15 protein-coding genes and 2 tRNA genes are annotated in these 15,145 nt (G+C 62.6%); 7 read left to right on the top strand and 10 right to left on the bottom strand.

Features of this window, described 5'->3' with window-relative positions; all coding sequences use genetic code 11:
• Window positions 1-96: 96 nt before the first annotated feature.
• From ACSQ3L_RS17685 to ACSQ3L_RS17670, 4 genes are all read right to left on the bottom strand, one after another.
• On the bottom strand, window positions 97-1,488 hold the full coding sequence (locus ACSQ3L_RS17685) for a TolC family outer membrane protein (protein ID WP_436161123.1): 1,392 nt from the start codon (window positions 1,486-1,488) through the stop codon (window positions 97-99).
• A 187-nt stretch (window positions 1,489-1,675) separates the two neighbouring features.
• The gene (locus ACSQ3L_RS17680) at window positions 1,676-2,344 is read right to left on the bottom strand and encodes a protein-L-isoaspartate O-methyltransferase family protein (protein WP_436161122.1); all 669 of its coding nucleotides are present in this window, start codon (window positions 2,342-2,344) and stop codon (window positions 1,676-1,678) included.
• A gap of 91 nt (window positions 2,345-2,435) precedes the next feature.
• Window positions 2,436-2,509: transfer RNA gene (locus tag ACSQ3L_RS17675), tRNA-Cys, on the bottom strand.
• 340 nt (window positions 2,510-2,849) lie between these two features.
• The gene (locus ACSQ3L_RS17670; protein ID WP_436161121.1) at window positions 2,850-3,116 is read right to left on the bottom strand and encodes a hypothetical protein; all 267 of its coding nucleotides are present in this window, start codon (window positions 3,114-3,116) and stop codon (window positions 2,850-2,852) included.
• Window positions 3,117-3,339: 223 nt separating this feature from the next.
• On the opposite strand from ACSQ3L_RS17670, the gene ACSQ3L_RS17665 reads away from it, so the two are divergent.
• Window positions 3,340-3,414: transfer RNA gene (locus ACSQ3L_RS17665), tRNA-Asn, on the top strand.
• Between the two features lie 415 nt (window positions 3,415-3,829).
• Window positions 3,830-4,081, top strand: coding sequence for a hypothetical protein (locus tag ACSQ3L_RS17660; RefSeq protein ID WP_436161120.1), 252 nt, complete (start codon window positions 3,830-3,832; stop codon window positions 4,079-4,081).
• Window positions 4,082-4,135: 54 nt separating this feature from the next.
• Here ACSQ3L_RS17660 and ACSQ3L_RS17655 read toward each other — a convergent pair whose 3' ends face one another.
• The gene (locus ACSQ3L_RS17655; RefSeq protein WP_436161119.1) at window positions 4,136-4,381 is read right to left on the bottom strand and encodes a hypothetical protein; all 246 of its coding nucleotides are present in this window, start codon (window positions 4,379-4,381) and stop codon (window positions 4,136-4,138) included.
• A 222-nt stretch (window positions 4,382-4,603) separates the two neighbouring features.
• Between ACSQ3L_RS17655 and ACSQ3L_RS17650 the strand changes: the two genes are divergently transcribed.
• A complete protein-coding gene (locus tag ACSQ3L_RS17650) occupies window positions 4,604-5,035 on the top strand; it encodes a cupin domain-containing protein (RefSeq protein ID WP_436161118.1) in 432 nt (143 codons plus the stop codon).
• An 89-nt stretch (window positions 5,036-5,124) separates the two neighbouring features.
• On the opposite strand, the gene ACSQ3L_RS17645 is transcribed toward ACSQ3L_RS17650, so the two are convergent.
• Entirely contained in the window at window positions 5,125-5,580 is a 456-nt protein-coding gene (locus tag ACSQ3L_RS17645) for a carboxymuconolactone decarboxylase family protein (RefSeq protein WP_436161117.1), read from the bottom strand.
• Window positions 5,581-5,855: 275 nt separating this feature from the next.
• On the opposite strand from ACSQ3L_RS17645, the gene ACSQ3L_RS17640 reads away from it, so the two are divergent.
• Entirely contained in the window at window positions 5,856-6,614 is a 759-nt protein-coding gene (locus tag ACSQ3L_RS17640) for a copper homeostasis protein CutC (RefSeq protein ID WP_436161116.1), read from the top strand.
• A complete protein-coding gene (locus ACSQ3L_RS17635) occupies window positions 6,611-7,108 on the top strand; it encodes a GNAT family N-acetyltransferase (RefSeq protein WP_436161115.1) in 498 nt (165 codons plus the stop codon). Before ACSQ3L_RS17640 ends, ACSQ3L_RS17635 begins: the two co-directional genes overlap by 4 nt.
• A gap of 42 nt (window positions 7,109-7,150) precedes the next feature.
• Here the strand turns inward: ACSQ3L_RS17635 and ACSQ3L_RS17630 are convergent, their stop codons facing one another.
• The 4 genes from ACSQ3L_RS17630 to ACSQ3L_RS17615 all read right to left on the bottom strand — a co-directional run bounded on the left by ACSQ3L_RS17630 (window position 7,151) and on the right by ACSQ3L_RS17615 (window position 12,336).
• Window positions 7,151-8,173, bottom strand: coding sequence for an acyltransferase family protein (locus ACSQ3L_RS17630; RefSeq protein WP_436161114.1), 1,023 nt, complete (start codon window positions 8,171-8,173; stop codon window positions 7,151-7,153).
• A 274-nt stretch (window positions 8,174-8,447) separates the two neighbouring features.
• Complete coding sequence (locus ACSQ3L_RS17625) at window positions 8,448-9,245, bottom strand: FAD binding domain-containing protein (RefSeq protein ID WP_436161113.1); 798 nt, start codon at window positions 9,243-9,245, stop codon at window positions 8,448-8,450.
• Window positions 9,246-9,363: 118 nt separating this feature from the next.
• Window positions 9,364-11,712 carry a xanthine dehydrogenase family protein molybdopterin-binding subunit gene (locus ACSQ3L_RS17620; protein WP_436161112.1) on the bottom strand — a complete coding sequence of 783 codons (2,349 nt, stop codon included), beginning with the start codon at window positions 11,710-11,712 and terminating at the stop codon, window positions 9,364-9,366.
• A 126-nt stretch (window positions 11,713-11,838) separates the two neighbouring features.
• Window positions 11,839-12,336, bottom strand: coding sequence for a (2Fe-2S)-binding protein (locus ACSQ3L_RS17615; protein WP_436161111.1), 498 nt, complete (start codon window positions 12,334-12,336; stop codon window positions 11,839-11,841).
• Between the two features lie 264 nt (window positions 12,337-12,600).
• On the opposite strand from ACSQ3L_RS17615, the gene ACSQ3L_RS17610 reads away from it, so the two are divergent.
• Both ACSQ3L_RS17610 and ACSQ3L_RS17605 read left to right on the top strand, forming a co-directional pair.
• The gene (locus tag ACSQ3L_RS17610) at window positions 12,601-13,785 is read left to right on the top strand and encodes an FIST N-terminal domain-containing protein (RefSeq protein ID WP_436161110.1); all 1,185 of its coding nucleotides are present in this window, start codon (window positions 12,601-12,603) and stop codon (window positions 13,783-13,785) included.
• A gap of 14 nt (window positions 13,786-13,799) precedes the next feature.
• Window positions 13,800-15,140 carry a hybrid sensor histidine kinase/response regulator gene (locus ACSQ3L_RS17605; protein WP_436161109.1) on the top strand — a complete coding sequence of 447 codons (1,341 nt, stop codon included), beginning with the start codon at window positions 13,800-13,802 and terminating at the stop codon, window positions 15,138-15,140.
• Window positions 15,141-15,145: the final 5 nt, after the last annotated feature.

Here is a 15,145-nt window from a genome sequence, read left to right as displayed (position 1 = left end):
TCCGTGAGCTCAGTTCTACTGCGTCGACGCAGTAGAACTGGAAAGCGCGGAAAACGCCATCAGATGGCCGCCAGAGCAGAATTTCCAAACAGGCTCTCAGCGGCCGTCCGGCGTGCGCAGTCCGTACCACTTGTCCTTGACCGCGTTGTAATGCTCTTCAGGCTTGTATTTCGCCACCTGCAGGCCAAGGCGGTCGACGGACAGGCGGCCGGTCGCCTGCAGGATTGCATAGCTCGCCACCACCACGTCATGCTCATAGCCGGCCTGGTTGATCTGGGCGGTGATGACCGTCGCCTGTGCGTTGAGGACGTCGAGCGTGGTGCGCTGGCCGACATTGCGTTCTTCGATGACGCCGTTCAGCGCCAGCTTCGCGGCCTCGATCACCTGCCTGTTGGCCGTCAGCTGCTGCTGCGCGGCGGTGTACTCGGTCCAGGCGGCGGTGACGGCCTGGCGCACCTGATCGCGGCTGACGTCGACCTCGATACGCGCCTGGCTGAGCGATTCCTTATCCCGGCGCACGACGGCCGAGTTTCGGCCGCCCGAATAAATCGGGATGGTCAGCGTTGCCCCGACACTGGCCGAATTGGTCGTGCCGTCCTGCGAACCGACGCCCGGCAAGGGCGAGGTGTTGCGATAGGCGCTCGAAACACCGGCGGAAGCCGATAGCTGCGGCAGCAACGCACCTTCGGCCGACTTCACCGAAAACGCGGCGGCGTCGACCAGATGCTGGGTGGCGAGAATAGCCGGATGCTCGTTCGAGGCCACGCCGACGGCGGCGGCAAGGCTCGACGGCAACAGCTTTGCCACCGGTGAAGCAGCCTTGAGCTTGCCCGGTTCGTCGCCAACGATCTGGCGATAGATCGCCGCACTCGCCAGCGCCTGCGCCCGGGCAGCACTCAGCGATGCCACGGCGGCGGCTCGCGAAGCGTCGGCCTGTGCCACGTCGGTGCGCGTGCCTTCACCAACCTCGAAACGCGAACGCGCCGCGCGCGCCGTCTCGGTCAGGAATTGCAGGTTCTGTTCCGTCAGCACGGCGACCTGCCGGTCGCGAATCACGTTCATATACGCCTGGGCCGCGATGAACAGGGTGTTCTCTTCGGTGTTGCGCAGGCTTTCGACCGAAGCGCGAACCTGGGCTTCCGCGGCAGCGACATTGTTCCTGGTCTGAAAGCCGTCGAACAGCGTCTGATTGATCTGGACGCCAAAATTGCCTGTCGTCAGCCGCACGCTTGAGTTGGTGCCGTTGAGATGGCTGCTCGAATAGTCGATGTTCGCCGAGCCTGTGACAGTCGGGCGCCAGCCCGACTTGGCGATGGCAACACCCTCATCGGTGACACGAACGCCGGCGCGGGCCGAATTCAGCGAGGAATTGTACTGATAGGCCTTTGCAAGCGCGCCGGAGATGGTTTCGGCCGAAGCGGCCAGTGGGGACAGCATGGTCGCCGAAACGAGGACGGCGGTGAAAAGTGACTTGCGTACAGACGGCACGGTGTATCCCTCATTCGTTTTCCATGGGAACCACGCCGCGCCAGCTTCTCTTTTTTTGAGCAGACGGCACCGCGTGTTTCAATGTTCCCTGCTGCTCAAGCCCCAAAGTGCCCCCAGTTTGCGGATCAGCAACGATCGTTCAAACGCAAGCGACCATGACAAAGCCTCTCCTGCAAGGCCAAATCATTCAGAATTCGAAGGCACGAATGCGTTCAAACCCCGGTAGTGGCTTAATTGCCGCATTAAATGCCCGTCTTCCGGTTACAACCCCCCCGGCCTTAAAAAAAAGCCGGGCCACGCCGGAATTGCCCTGCCCTTCGACGGCGACGAGTCGGCCGCCTTCGGCAAGCTGGTCGAGCAGCGGCGCCGGGACTTCCGCAACGCTGCCGCCGACGAAGATGACATCGTAAGGCGCCTGGGCGGCATGCCCTTGCGCCAGCGGCCCCTGGACGACGGTCACATTGCCGCAGCCCAACGACGAAAGCGTCGATATGGCGGTCTCCGCCAATGCCGAATCGCTTTCGAGCGCCACCACGGATCCCGCCAGCCGCGACAGAATGGCCGAGGCGTAGCCCGTGCCGCAGCCGACATCGAGCGCCGAATCCGTCCGATTGATTTCAGCCAGCTGCATAAGCTTGGCCAGCGGCGAGGCTTCCATGAGGTAGCGCGCGCCGTCCGCACCGGCGGCAATGCGGATGTCCTCGTCGATATAGGCGAGATCGCGTTGGGCGGCGCCGACAAAGACCTCTCTCGGCACGACAAGCATGGCGTCGAGCAGCGGCGCGCTGGTCACATCGGTGGTGCGCACCTGGCCGTCGACCATCTTGACGCGAAGCTCGGAGAAATCAGCGCTCATGTTCCAACCAATCCGCTTGCCGCGCCAGAACCGCGGTTCATTATGTCAGGAACTTCAGGCCCCCGGCGCTGCTGCGCAGGGGGCCGGGCATTGGAGGCCTCGCCCGGAATCGAACCGGGGTGCAAGGATTTGCAGTCCTCTGCGTAACCACTCCGCCACGAGGCCTCGTTGCTCCCGGCGTTCCACCCGGTTCCAATAGGTTGCGGCGAAAATGCCGTCAAGCGGCCACCGTGCATTCCGAACGGTTTCCTCTGCGCTAGCTTGGGCGGCATGCGTCAAATCCTCAGGTTCCCAAACATAACAATAGCATATTAGCGAGTTGTGAAGCATAGCCCGCCTTTGGAAGTAACCCATCTGCCGGCCCATGCGTTGAGCACGGCAGGAGATGGCTGCGAGCACCTGTCGCCGCATGACAGGGCAAGGCTTGCCTCAGCCGTGGCGATTCTCAAGCAGATCTGCGAGACACTGGGAGTGCATGCCGCCCGCTGAAGCGCGCCACCTTGCGCTATCGATCGTCATTCGGCCGGCGGCGCCGTTCCCACCAGATGACAAAGCGGCGCCTGTGGCGCCGCACCAGCGCGAATTCATAGGACAGCACCAGCAATCCGAGCGGGACCATCCAGAAACCGAGGATCGGCAGGAAACCGAGGATGCCGCCGATGGTCAGCAGGATGCCGATGGTGATTCTGGACCCGCGCGAGCGCGGCATTTTGAACTCGCGCCCGAAAACCGAGATTTTCCGTGCCTGCATCTGGTTGTCTTGTGCTGTCATCGTCTCGAAAGATTGACCCGTTTGATCGTTCGGAAGCATGCTTGAACCAAAGCCGCGGCCGCGCTTTCGGTTCCATATCCCTGCCAAGACCGCTAATATGAGGGCATCCCTCGTCGATTGCGAGAAACGCCTTCGCGAAAAAGCCTCGGAAAAATGCGAAAAGCTTCTTTGCAAAGCCGAAAAGGGCAGCTATAGGCTGCCCCACTCACATAAGAGCATCCGTTCCCCGGTAGCTCAGTGGTAGAGCAACCGGCTGTTAACCGGTTGGTCGCTGGTTCGAATCCGGCCCGGGGAGCCAATCTTTTCAACGATTTGAAGGATTTTGGAGGGTGCGCAAATTTGCGCATGCTCTCAGCTGACTCCATCTGCCCTCGGATTGATTCCGCATTGCTTCGAGTTTGATGCCGGCATTCGTCCTGCCGCTATCTCGGCAGCCGCATCGTCGCGCGTGCCGCCCGTCAGGACTTCTTATCGCCGTTTGGATTGGGTACCGGCGCCTCTCGCACGTCTCGCGGTGGCGGATCGACGTGTTGAAGGTCTGGCGGTGCTTCTTTGTCCCGACGTTGGACCTTCTCCGGTTCGGGCTGCGATGGCGGTTCTTTGACCTTGTTTGCCATAATCCAGTTAACCGGACCGCCGGTCTCTTGTTCCGTTAGGGAGCCGGAAAACTGAAAGCCAGGGGGAACCGGGGACGTTGAAGAGCGTTCCCTCGCATGCTGAAAAAGATCGCCTTTGCCGCTGTGCTGTTCCAGGTCGCCATCTTCTCGGCCCTCCTAACTCAGACGGTTCTTTTTGCGTCATCCACCGCCACCCAGGCCGCGAACGTGCAGCTAGGGGCTTCCGGTGCGGTCACAGAGAAAGAATGCGCCAAGGCGACGTGGCCAGATATTCCCGATCATTGCCTTAAGCGGACCGACGCGAGGACGCTCGTCACGACGACCTGGATCACGACCGGGCGACAATAGGCCGCCATGTATGCGGCCCAGCCTGCCCTTGCCGGTCACGCTGGCCACTCCACCTCACTGCGTTGATGCTTCTTCAGGTGGTGGCGTCAAAACTGTGATGTCCATTCTGGCGATCTTGGATGCCGCGCGACCTTGCGCACCAGAATCCACGTCGCCGGTTGCGGCAACCATAATTTTGGCGAGATGTCCCACGGCGTCCGCGCTGCGGCCTGGCGAAAATCCGTCGCTCGTTTCCGGCTTTCCCACTGCCGTTTGTTTTTCCGGGACTTGCCGATGTTGATTTGCAATCGCCGAAACCATTGAAACCTCCTGTGGTAACGTCTCGACCCTTTATATTAGCACTGGCTGTTGTGAGGCTGACCTGGCAAACCTGCCGCCAGCAGCCGCACTTCATCGCCGAACCCGCTCTTGGCCGCGAAGCCAACTCTGACGTACCGCACGAGGTCCACTGACTCGGCGCTTAGCGCTACCTTGCACGCGGCTGACCGGCGCGCGATGCTGATGCCCGGGTTGGAGAGAATCATGCGAAAAATTCTGATGTCGGGGCTGCTCCTCGCGGCGGCCTTTTCCGCAAATCCGGCCCACGCACTGGACAGCAGCGGCACGCCCGTCGTCGTGACGCCGCTCGCGTCCCGCACGACGACCGCGTCCGGCCAGCCGATCACGCTGCCGCGGAAGAACGTGCAGGTGCTGGTGTCGACCTATGACATCGCGCCGGGCGCCACCTTACCGGTCCACAGGCACCCCTTCCCGCGCTATGCCTATGTCCAGGCTGGGACGCTGAAAGTCACCAATGTCGAAACCGGCAACAGCAACACCTACAAGGCTGGCGATTTCATCATCGAAATGATCGGCAAATGGCATCAGGCCACCAATATCGGTGATATCGAGGTCAAGCTGCTGGTGATCGATCAGGTCGAGGAAGGCGTCAAGAACACGGAGTTGCGCCAGTAGCCGCCAGGCCCGAAGGCGGAAGGCAATGCGCCACCCCGCCTTTCCCACCCGTCACGGACAACCGCCCTGCCGAAGCGCCGACCCAACGCTCAGCCCCAGGAGCCGACCATTTGCCGTGTCGTGGCGTTGAGCCGGTTGAAGGCATTGATGAGCGCTACCTGGATGACCAGCGCGGCTAGCGCCTTTTCGTCATAGTGGCGGGCGGCTTCGTTCCAGACATCGTCCGGTACGGCGTCCGCCCGGTCGGCGAGCCTCGTGCCGGCCTCGGCCAGCCCCAGGGCCGCGCGTTCGGCGTCGGTGAAGTATGGCGTCTCCCGCCAGGCCGCCAGCGCAAAGATGCGCTCGTCCTTTTCGCCGGCCTTCTTCAGTTCGCGCGCATGCATGTCAACGCAGAGAGCGCAATTGTTGATCTGGCTAGCGCGCAGATGGATGAGCTTGCGCGTCACATAGGGCACGTCGGCCGCCTCCGTCGACTTGTCCAGCGCCAGCAGCGCCTGCAGGGCGCCAGGGATGAGCATCACCGGATTCTTGATTCTCGCTTGCATGGTCTTTCTCCTTTTGAAGAGTTTCGTCAGGGCGTGTTTTGTCGAGCCCGGACGCAGCGCATCCAGGTTCTCAGTTCGTTGAAATTTTCGGCTGCCGCCGCGCTACCAACCGCCAACCAATAACCAATCGGCTATGGGTTATTCATAACCATGTAGTTATATAATTGTCAAGCAGGGAAATACCGCCTGGCCCAAGCGGCGGCGCTCTGTTCGCGCTTTCGCGCCAACCGGCCCGATGCTAGGGCTGGCGGCGACATCATGGATTGGATCGCCCCTTGACCACAAAACCTCGCCTGCCGCTGATCGAAATCTGTGTCGAAGGCATTGACGGCCTTCTGGCGGCACAAGCTGCCGGCGCCGACCGGGTCGAACTGTGCGCCAGCCTCATTGAAGGCGGCATCACACCGAGCTTCGGCACGGTACGCGCAGCGCTCGACCAGGCGACAGTGCCGTTTCACGTCATGGTGCGGCCGCGCGGCGGCGATTTTCTCTACAGCGAAACCGAATACGCCTCGATGCTCGCCGACGTCTCGGCACTGCGCGATCTCGGCGTGCCCGGCGTGGTGTTCGGCTGCCTGAACGCCGACGGCACCATTGACGAGGCGCGCATGAGCGAACTGACGCAGGCTGCCGGCCCCTTGAATGTCACCTGCCACCGCGCCTTCGACATGACGCGCGACCCGGCCGAGACGCTCGAAGCGCTGATCCGCAGCAAGGTCGGCCGCGTGCTGACCAGCGGCCAACGTGACACCGCGATCGAAGGGTTGCCGCTGTTGGCGGATCTGGTGCGGCAGGCTGGCGACCGCATCGTCATCCTCGGCTGCGGCGGCCTGGATCTGCACAACATCGCCGAAGTGCGCGGCAAAACCGGGCTGGCCGAAATGCATTTCGCAGCCCTCAAGGATGTGCCGAGCGCCATGGACTACCGCAATCCCCATGTCGGCATGGGTGGCTCCGACCTCGACCGCGAATATCGCAACACGCTGACCGACACACCGCTGGTGGCGGCAACGATCGCGGCAGCCAAGGCATGAATGCAGCCCCTGCCCCGATCAGCCGCGTAGCGACCGAAGACGAAGCGGCGATCCTCGCGCTCAACAACGAGCACGCCGCCGAACTGTCGTGGCTGGAGCCCGAAAGGCTGTCCTTCCTGCTCGGCGAAGCGTTTTACACCAGGCGCATCGGCGATCTCGAAGCCTTCATCATGACCTTCGACCAGGACGCTCGTTACGACAGCCCGAATTTCCTGTGGTTCCGCGAGCGCTACAAGCGCTTCGTCTATGTCGACCGTGTGGTCGTGGCGGCACAAGCGCGTGGCCGCGGCCATGCCCGCCGGCTGTATCAGGATCTGTTCGGCCATGTGGAGCGCGCCGGCCACACGCTGGTCACTTGCGAAGTCAACACCGACCCGCCGAACCCCACCTCGGATGCCTTTCACGCCGCCCTCGGCTTCGCTGAAGCCGGCGACGCGGTCATCCATGGCGGCAAGAAGGCGGTGCGCTATTACTTCAGATCGTTGCAGGCATAGAGGGCGAGCGCGCCGCAAGGCGGCCTGAACGGCCCAGTTGCCTTACCAATTTCGGTTGAGCCATTCGCGCGCCGGTCGCTCGATGAGGTAATAGCTGCAGAGCGCGCAGACAAAGACGCCGGCCAGCATCGGGATCGGCGCGCTGCCTTGATCATAGACGAATTTGTAGAACGGCTGCTGCCACAGATAGAGCGAGTACGACCACAGCCCCAGCGTCGCCATCGGCCAGGAAGACAGCAGACCTGAAAAATACCGGGGGCTGAAGTCGAGCACGTTGACGGCCAGCGCCAGCAGCGGCACTGCGAAGAGATAGTGGATCGGCGTCGGCACCGGATCGAGGAACAGCAGAACGGCGCAGATAGACGCCGCCAGGGCCACATGCTTGCCTCTCAAGACCGCCGGCAGCATGCCGTCGGCCTTCAGCAGGCAGATCGAAGCCGACAGCAGGATCGACGCGATATGCACGTCGGTGCGCCAGTAGGTGGTTTCGTAGTCCATCCCGAAGATCCAGTACGAAACCGCGCCGTTGGCCATGGCGAGCAAGGCCAGCGCCAGGAGCAGCACGACGACGCGAGAGCGGCTTGAGACGACGACGCTGATCAGCGCCAGGATGATATAGGCGTGCTCCTCGATGCACAGCGACCAGATATGGTCGAGCGCTCCTGCCCGGGTCACCAGAATGCCGGCATAATTGTAGGTGAATGTCAGCGCCGTCAGCGCCGCCTTCCATTTGAAGGCGACGAATGTGCCGGAGAGCGCGATCATCGCGACGACCACGAAGACCAGAAGGGCCGGATAGATGCGGGAGAAGCGGCGCTTGAAGAATTTCTTCAGCGGGTAGCGCTCGATGAACAGGATCTCGCCCATCAGCCGGCCGCTGAGCACGAAGAAGAATTCGACACCCAGCACGCCGAGATTGATTCCCCGAACCGGAAAGAAATGGCCGATCAGCACCAGGGCGATCGAAAGCCCGCGCCAGCCGTCCAGATAGGCCAGTCTTGTTCTGGCCGGTCTGTCGACGGCGGATCGGGACGGAACGACATGCGTCGCGGAAATGTCGGTCATGCCGATCCTCTCGCATTGATCATGCGAAAGGGCACGGCGGTACACTCCGAACCCGGCTCGCATTCCCGCCCCAATCCATATTGCAGTGCAATATCAATTTGTGCAAGTGCGAGATTGCCGTCGCCGGATCAGTTCGCGGCGAAGGATAGGCCGGAATTGCTTCAAGCAGAGGAGCGGGGATTCCATCGGCAACGAGACGGACACCGATCGCCACATATGAAAAGGGGCCACGAAGGCCCCTTTCCCTGTCCGACGTTCCGCGAAACGCGTGGTATCAGGCGTTGGCGGCAGCAACCGCGCGCTTAGCCATCACCACGATCAGATTGGCGCGGTAATCGGCCGAGGCGTGGATGTCGGTCATCAAATTCTTCGCCGGCACTTTCACGCCGTCGAGTGCAGAGGCCGCGAAATTCTTGGCCAATGCGGCCTCGATCTCCTTCGAACGGAAAACGCCGTCATCGCCGGCGCCGGTGACGGCGACGCTGACGCCATCCTTGCCCTTGGCCACGAACACGCCGACGATGGCGTAGCGCGATGCCGGATTGCGGAATTTTTCATACGCCGCCTTGGCCGGCGCGGTGAAGGTGACGGCGGTGACGATTTCGCCATCCTTCAACGAGGTCTCGAACAAGCCCTTGAAGAACTTGTCCGCCGCGATCTGGCGCTTGTTGGTGACGATGGTGGCGCCCAGCGCCAGCAGAGCCGCCGGATAATCGGCCGCCGGATCGTTGTTGGCGATCGAGCCGCCGATCGTGCCCCGATAGCGCACCGCCGGATCGCCGATCAGCGACGCCAGATGGGCAAGTGCCGGACAGGCCTTCTTCAGCTTCTCGTCATTGGCAACGGCGTGATGCGTGGTCGCGGCGCCGATGGTGACGGTCTTGCCCGACACCTTGACGCCCTGCAGCTCCTTGATCCGCGACAAGTCGACAAGATCGGACGGAGCGGCGAGCCGCGTCTTCATCGCCGGGATCAGCGTCATGCCGCCCGAAAGCAGCTTGGCGTCGCCCGTCTTGACCAGCTTGGCGGCATCGGCGACCGAGGCGGCGCGGTGATAGTTGACTGCGTACATGGGATTCTCCCCTGGGGTGAAGAGGGTGTAGTCAGTAGTCGGTAGTGAATGGTCAGCTGCCGCGTTGGCGAAGCGCTTTTCTATTCGCTACTCACTACTCGCTACTCACTCCTATTTTTCAATGTTTCGTCGCGCGGATCGCTGCCCACACCGTGGACGGCGATGCCGGCATGGCGAGATCGTTGCTGCCGATGGCGTCGGTGATGGCGTTGATCACCGCCGGCGGCGAGCCGATGGCGCCGGCCTCGCCGCAGCCCTTGACACCGAGCGGATTGCCCGGGCACGGCGTGTTCGAGGTCGAGACCTTGAACGACGGCAGGTCGCCGGCGCGCGGCATGGTGTAGTCCATGTAGCTCGCGGTCAGCAGTTGTCCGCTATTGTCATAATGGGCGCCTTCGAGCAGCGCCTGGCCGATGCCTTGCGCCAATCCGCCATGCACCTGGCCCTCGACGATCATCGGGTTGATAATGTTGCCGAAATCGTCGGCGGCGACGAACTGGATGATCTCGGTCACACCGGTTTCCGGGTCGACCTCGACCTCGCAGATGTAGCAGCCGGCGGGAAAGGTGAAGTTCGACGGATCGTAGAACGCCGTTTCCTTCAGCCCGGGCTCCATGCCGCCTGGCAAATTGTGGGCGGTGTAGGCGGCGAGCGCCATCTGGAACCATGGAACGTTCTTGTCGGTGCCGGCGACCTTCAGCGCGCCGTTCTCGATGACGATGTCGCCTTCGTCGGCTTCCAGCAGATGTGCGGCGATCTTCTTGGCCTTGGCCTCGACCTTATCGAGCGCCTTGACGACGGCCGACATCCCGACCGCGCCCGAGCGGGAGCCATAGGAGCCCATGCCCATCTGCACCTTGTCGGTGTCGCCATGGACGATCGAGACGGAATCGAGCGGCACGCCGAAGCGCTCGTTGACCAGCTGCGCGAAGGTCGTCTCGTGGCCCTGGCCGTGGCTGTGCGAGCCGGTCAGCACTTCGATCGTGCCGACGGCATTGACGCGCACCTCGGCACTTTCCCACAGGCCGACGCCGGCGCCCAGCGACCCGACCGCCGCCGATGGCGCGAGGCCGCATGCCTCGATGTAGCAGCTCATGCCGATGCCGCGCAGCTTGCCTTTCCTTGCAGCCGCCGCTTTGCGCTTGGCAAAGCCGGCATAGTCGGAAGCCTTCATCGCCGCGTCCAGCGAAGCGGCGTAGTCGCCGGCGTCGTAGTTCATGATGACCGGCGTCTGATGCGGGAACGATGTGATGAAGTTCGTTCGGCGAAGATCCGCCGGAGACAGGCCCAACTCACGAGCAGCGGTCTCTATAGCGCGTTCGAGCAGATAGGTGGCTTCCGGCCGCCCTGCCCCGCGATAGGCATCGACCGGCGCGGTATTGGTGTAGACGGCGCGGACATTGGCATGGATCGCGGGAATATTGTACTGGCCCGACAACAGGGTCGCGTAGAGATAGGTCGGTACACAGGACGAGAAGAGTGACATGTAGGCGCCAAGATTGGCGACGGTGTCGACCTTCAGGCCGGTAATCCTGTTGTTTTTGTCGAAAGCCATTTCCACCGTGGAGACATGGTCACGGCCGTGGGCGTCGGTGAGAAAACTTTCGGTGCGGTCGGCCACCCATTTGACCGGCACGCCGGTTTTCTTCGAGGCCCACAGGCAGACGATCTCTTCCGGGTAGATATAGATTTTCGAGCCGAAGGCGCCGCCGACATCCGGCGCGATGACGCGCAGCTTGTTTTCCGGCGCGACATTGTAGAAGGCGCTCATCACCAGCCGGGCCAGATGCGGATTCTGCGAGGTCGTCCAGCAGGTGTAGTGGTCCTCGGCTTTGTCGTAGTAGCCAAGCGCCGCACGCGGCTCCATGGCGTTGGGCACCAGCCGGTTATTGACGATCTTCATGCGGGTGACGTGGGCAGCAACCTTGATCGCCGCGTCGGTCGCCTTGCCATCGCCAAGCTCCCAATCGAAGATCAGATTGTTGTCGGCCTCGGGGTGGATCTGCGGCGCGCCCTTGTCCATCGCCTTGGAGGCATCGACGACGGCCTTCAGCTCCTTGTAGGTGATCTCGACCGCCTCGGCGGCATCGCGCGCCTGCCCCTTGGTCTCAGCGACAACGATGACGACGGCGTCGCCGACATAACGGACCCGGTCGAAGGCGAGTGGCGACCACGCCCCCATCTTCATCGGCGATCCATCCTTGGAGTGGATCATCCAACCGCAAATGAGATTGCCGATGCCGTCGGCCTTGAGTTCCTTGCCGGTCAGCACGCCGATGACGCCGGGCATGCCTTGAGCCTTTTTCGCATCGATCTTCTTGATCTGCGCATGCGCGTGCGGGCTGCGCACGAAGGCCGCGTGCTTCATGCCGGGAACCACCATATCGTCGACATACCGGCCGGCGCCGGTGATGAATCGTCTGTCTTCCTTGCGCGCGACCCGAGCGCCAACACCTTCAATGCCCATCAGAAATTCCTCCCGAAATGCTGAAATAGCGAATAGTGAGTAGCGAGTAGCGAGTAGTGAAAATCGAGAGCCGCGGTCAGTCAGAAGAATACTATTCGCTACTCGCTATTCGCTACTCGCTTCCTCTCACGCAGCCTGCCTGGCCCTGCCCTTCGACCCCTTCATCGTCTTCGATGCGGCGAGGATCGCCTTGACGATGTTGTGGTAGCCGGTGCAGCGGCAGATGTTGCCTTCGAGCTCGGCACGCACCGTCGCCTCGTCTAGGCCTTCGGGGTGGCGGCTGATCATGTCTGTCGCCGTCATGATCATGCCCGGCGTGCAGAAGCCGCACTGCAGACCGTGATGTTCCCTGAAGGCGGCCTGCACCGGATGCAGGTCGGCGCCGTTGGCCAGGCCCTCGATCGTCACCACCGTCGAGCCGGACGCCTGCACCGCGAGCATCGAGCAGGATTTGACCGCCTTGCCGTCGACATGGACGACGCAGGCACCGCATTGCGAGGTGTCGCAACCGACATGCGTGCCGGTAAGGCCGAGATTTTCCCGCAGGAAGTGAACCAGAAGTGTTCGGTCCTCGGCAGCACCGCTGACCCTTTTTCCGTTCACCATCAACGAAACGTCCGACATGGTCCCTCCCTGGGTATCAACCTTGGTCATCACGCCGCCGACGCGGCGTTGGCGCGTCGGTCATGCTTTATTCGTACACCGCACACCGCACAAAAAACAGCACGTCGCAAACGCGGCACATTGTACTTTCGGTCATGGCCGCGCCCAAACGTGCGGTCGCGGTGGCCCCATTGCCAAACTGCCGATTGAGGGCAACAATGTCGGTCGACGCCCGCGCGCAGAAGCATGTAAAAACAGCCGCGCACAAAAAGAGCGTCGGAGGAAATGCGGAGAACATCGCTGGCCAGTTCACGGACGCGCTATGCATGCGGCCTGTCGGCGCTCACCACGGACGAGCCCGACATGGAGGCGTTCGCCAGGGCGATCGCCCAGGAGGCAGCCGCTATCGACGCCGGCTTTGCCCTGCTGTTCTTTTCCCAGAGTCTGGTCGAGGCCAGTGCCCTTTCCCAGGCGCTCATGACCCACGCGCCGGGGCTCCACCATGCGGGCTGCTCGACCGCCGGCGAGATCACGCCGCAAGGTCTCGAGGATGGTCATGTGCTGGCCATGCTGCTGCCGTCCTCGGCGTTTACCGCTGTCAGCGTGATGGTCGAAAATTTGTCGTCGTCGGGCATGGACAGGATCACCGGCGAGGTCGAGGCCTTGCGGCGGTCGCTGCGTGGGCACCTGGGTTGCGATAGCACCAAAGGCACGTTCGCGCTCTGCTTCATCGACGGGCTCTCCTATGCCGAGGAGGCGGTGAGTTCGGCCATCCATTGGGGCCTCGACGATATACCGCTGCTCGGCGGCTCGGCCGGCGACGATTTGAAGTTCGAGACGACGAGCCTGATCTCGAACGGCAAGGTCACCTCCGACAGTGCCATCATCGTGCTGATATCGACTGAAATTCCGTTCCATGTCTTCAAGACCGACAATTTCGTTCCCACCGACGAAAAGCTGGTGGTGACGGCTTCCGATCCAGATCACCGCATCGTGCGCGAATTCAACGCCACCAATGCGGCGGAGGAATATGCCGCGTCCGTCGGCATCGTCCCGCAGATGCTGACGCCGCTGAGCTTTGCCTCGCATCCGGTGGTGGTGAAGGTGGGCGGCGAATATTACTGCCGGTCGATCCAGAAGATGCACCCCGACGGCTCGCTGTCGTTCTTCTGCGCCATCGACGACGGCGTCGTTCTGTCGATCGCCCAACCCAAGGACTTGGTCGAAGCGACACGCGCGGCGTTGCGCGATGTCGGGGAGAGGCTTGGCGGCATCGACATGATCTTCGGCTTCGACTGCGTGCTGCGCCGGCTGGATGCGCGCAACCGGCAGGTGTTTCGCGATATCTCGGAACTCTACCGGGTCAACAATGTCATCGGCTTCGGCACCTATGGCGAACAGTACCGGTCGATGCATCTGAACCAGACCTTTACCGGCATCGCCTTTGGCGAGCGCCAGGCGGCGGAATAAGGCGGCGCAACAAGATGCCGCTCCGGGACATAAACGATCTCGAAAAGCTGAAGAAGATCAACGCGGCGCTGGTCAGCCGCGTCGAGCGCTCGATGGACCAGCAGGGCAACGCCTTCTCGCTGTTCCAGACCGCGATTTCGCTTGAAAATCGGGTGCGCACGCGCACCGAGGAACTGCATTCGACCTTGCGGCGGCTGGAGCAGTCGAACATCGACCTCAGCGCCGCCAAGGAAAACGCCGAACTGGCGAACCTGTCGAAAACCCGCTTCCTCGCCGCCGCTAGCCACGACGTGCTGCAGCCGCTGAACGCGGCCCACCTTTCGGTTTCGGCGCTCGCCGAAGTGCAGACCAGCGAAGAGGGCAAGAAACTGGTGCGGCAGGTCGAACGCTCGCTGGAGACGATGGAAGACCTGCTGCGCACCCTGCTCGACATCTCCAAGCTCGACGCCGGCGTGGTGGAGCCCGACACGAGCGACGTCAGCCTGGAGGCGCTGTTCTCGTCGCTGCGTTCGGATTTCCTGCCGGTGGCGAAACTGAAGGGGCTGTCGCTGAAATTCCGGCCGGTCAACGCCGTGGTCCGTTCCGATCGCACGCTGCTGCGCCGCATCCTGCAGAACATTCTCTCCAACGCGCTGGGCTATACACGCTCGGGCGGCGTGCTGGTCGGCACCAGGCATCGCGGCGACACCATCCGCATCGACGTTGCCGACACCGGCTGCGGCATTCCCGACGACCAGCGCGAGGCGGTGTTCGAGGAGTTCCATCGCGGCACCTCGCCGGCCAATGCCGAGATGGACGGCGGCGGTCTCGGACTTGGGCTGGCCATCGTGCGCCGCATGGCCAGCGCACTCGGCCATCCCGTGACGTTTTCATCGAAGGTCGGGCGTGGCACCATCTTCCACATCGACGTTCCCGTCGGCCTCGGCGCCCCTGCCGACGCCATTGCCAGCGTCGCCGACATGGAACGGCCGCGCGGCTACGGCCTGTTCGGCACCAAGGTGCTGCTGGTCGAGAACGATGTCGAGGTGCTGCAGGCGATGACCTTCCTGCTCCAACGCTGGCAATGCCTGGTGCGGGCCGCGACCTCGACCGACGATGCCCTCGACATGCTCGGCGACACCGACTGGGTGCCAGACATCGTCATTGCCGACCAGCATCTCGACGGCGGCGATCTCGGCACCACGACCATCGCCGAGGTCCGCGACTATCTCGGCCGCGCCGTGCCGGCCCTGATCGTCACTGCCGACAGTTCCGAAGCCGTCGCCAAGGCGGCGCGCGCGGGCGGCATCGAACTGATGCGCAAGCCGCTGAAGCCAGCGCAACTAAGGGCGCTGCTGGCGCATTTGCTGGCTTAGGGAAG

Origin of the sequence: Mesorhizobium sp. LjRoot246 (assembly GCF_964254115.1) — a bacterium.
GTDB lineage: Bacteria > Pseudomonadota > Alphaproteobacteria > Rhizobiales > Rhizobiaceae > Mesorhizobium.
This window is presented reverse-complemented; position numbering and strand designations above follow the sequence as displayed.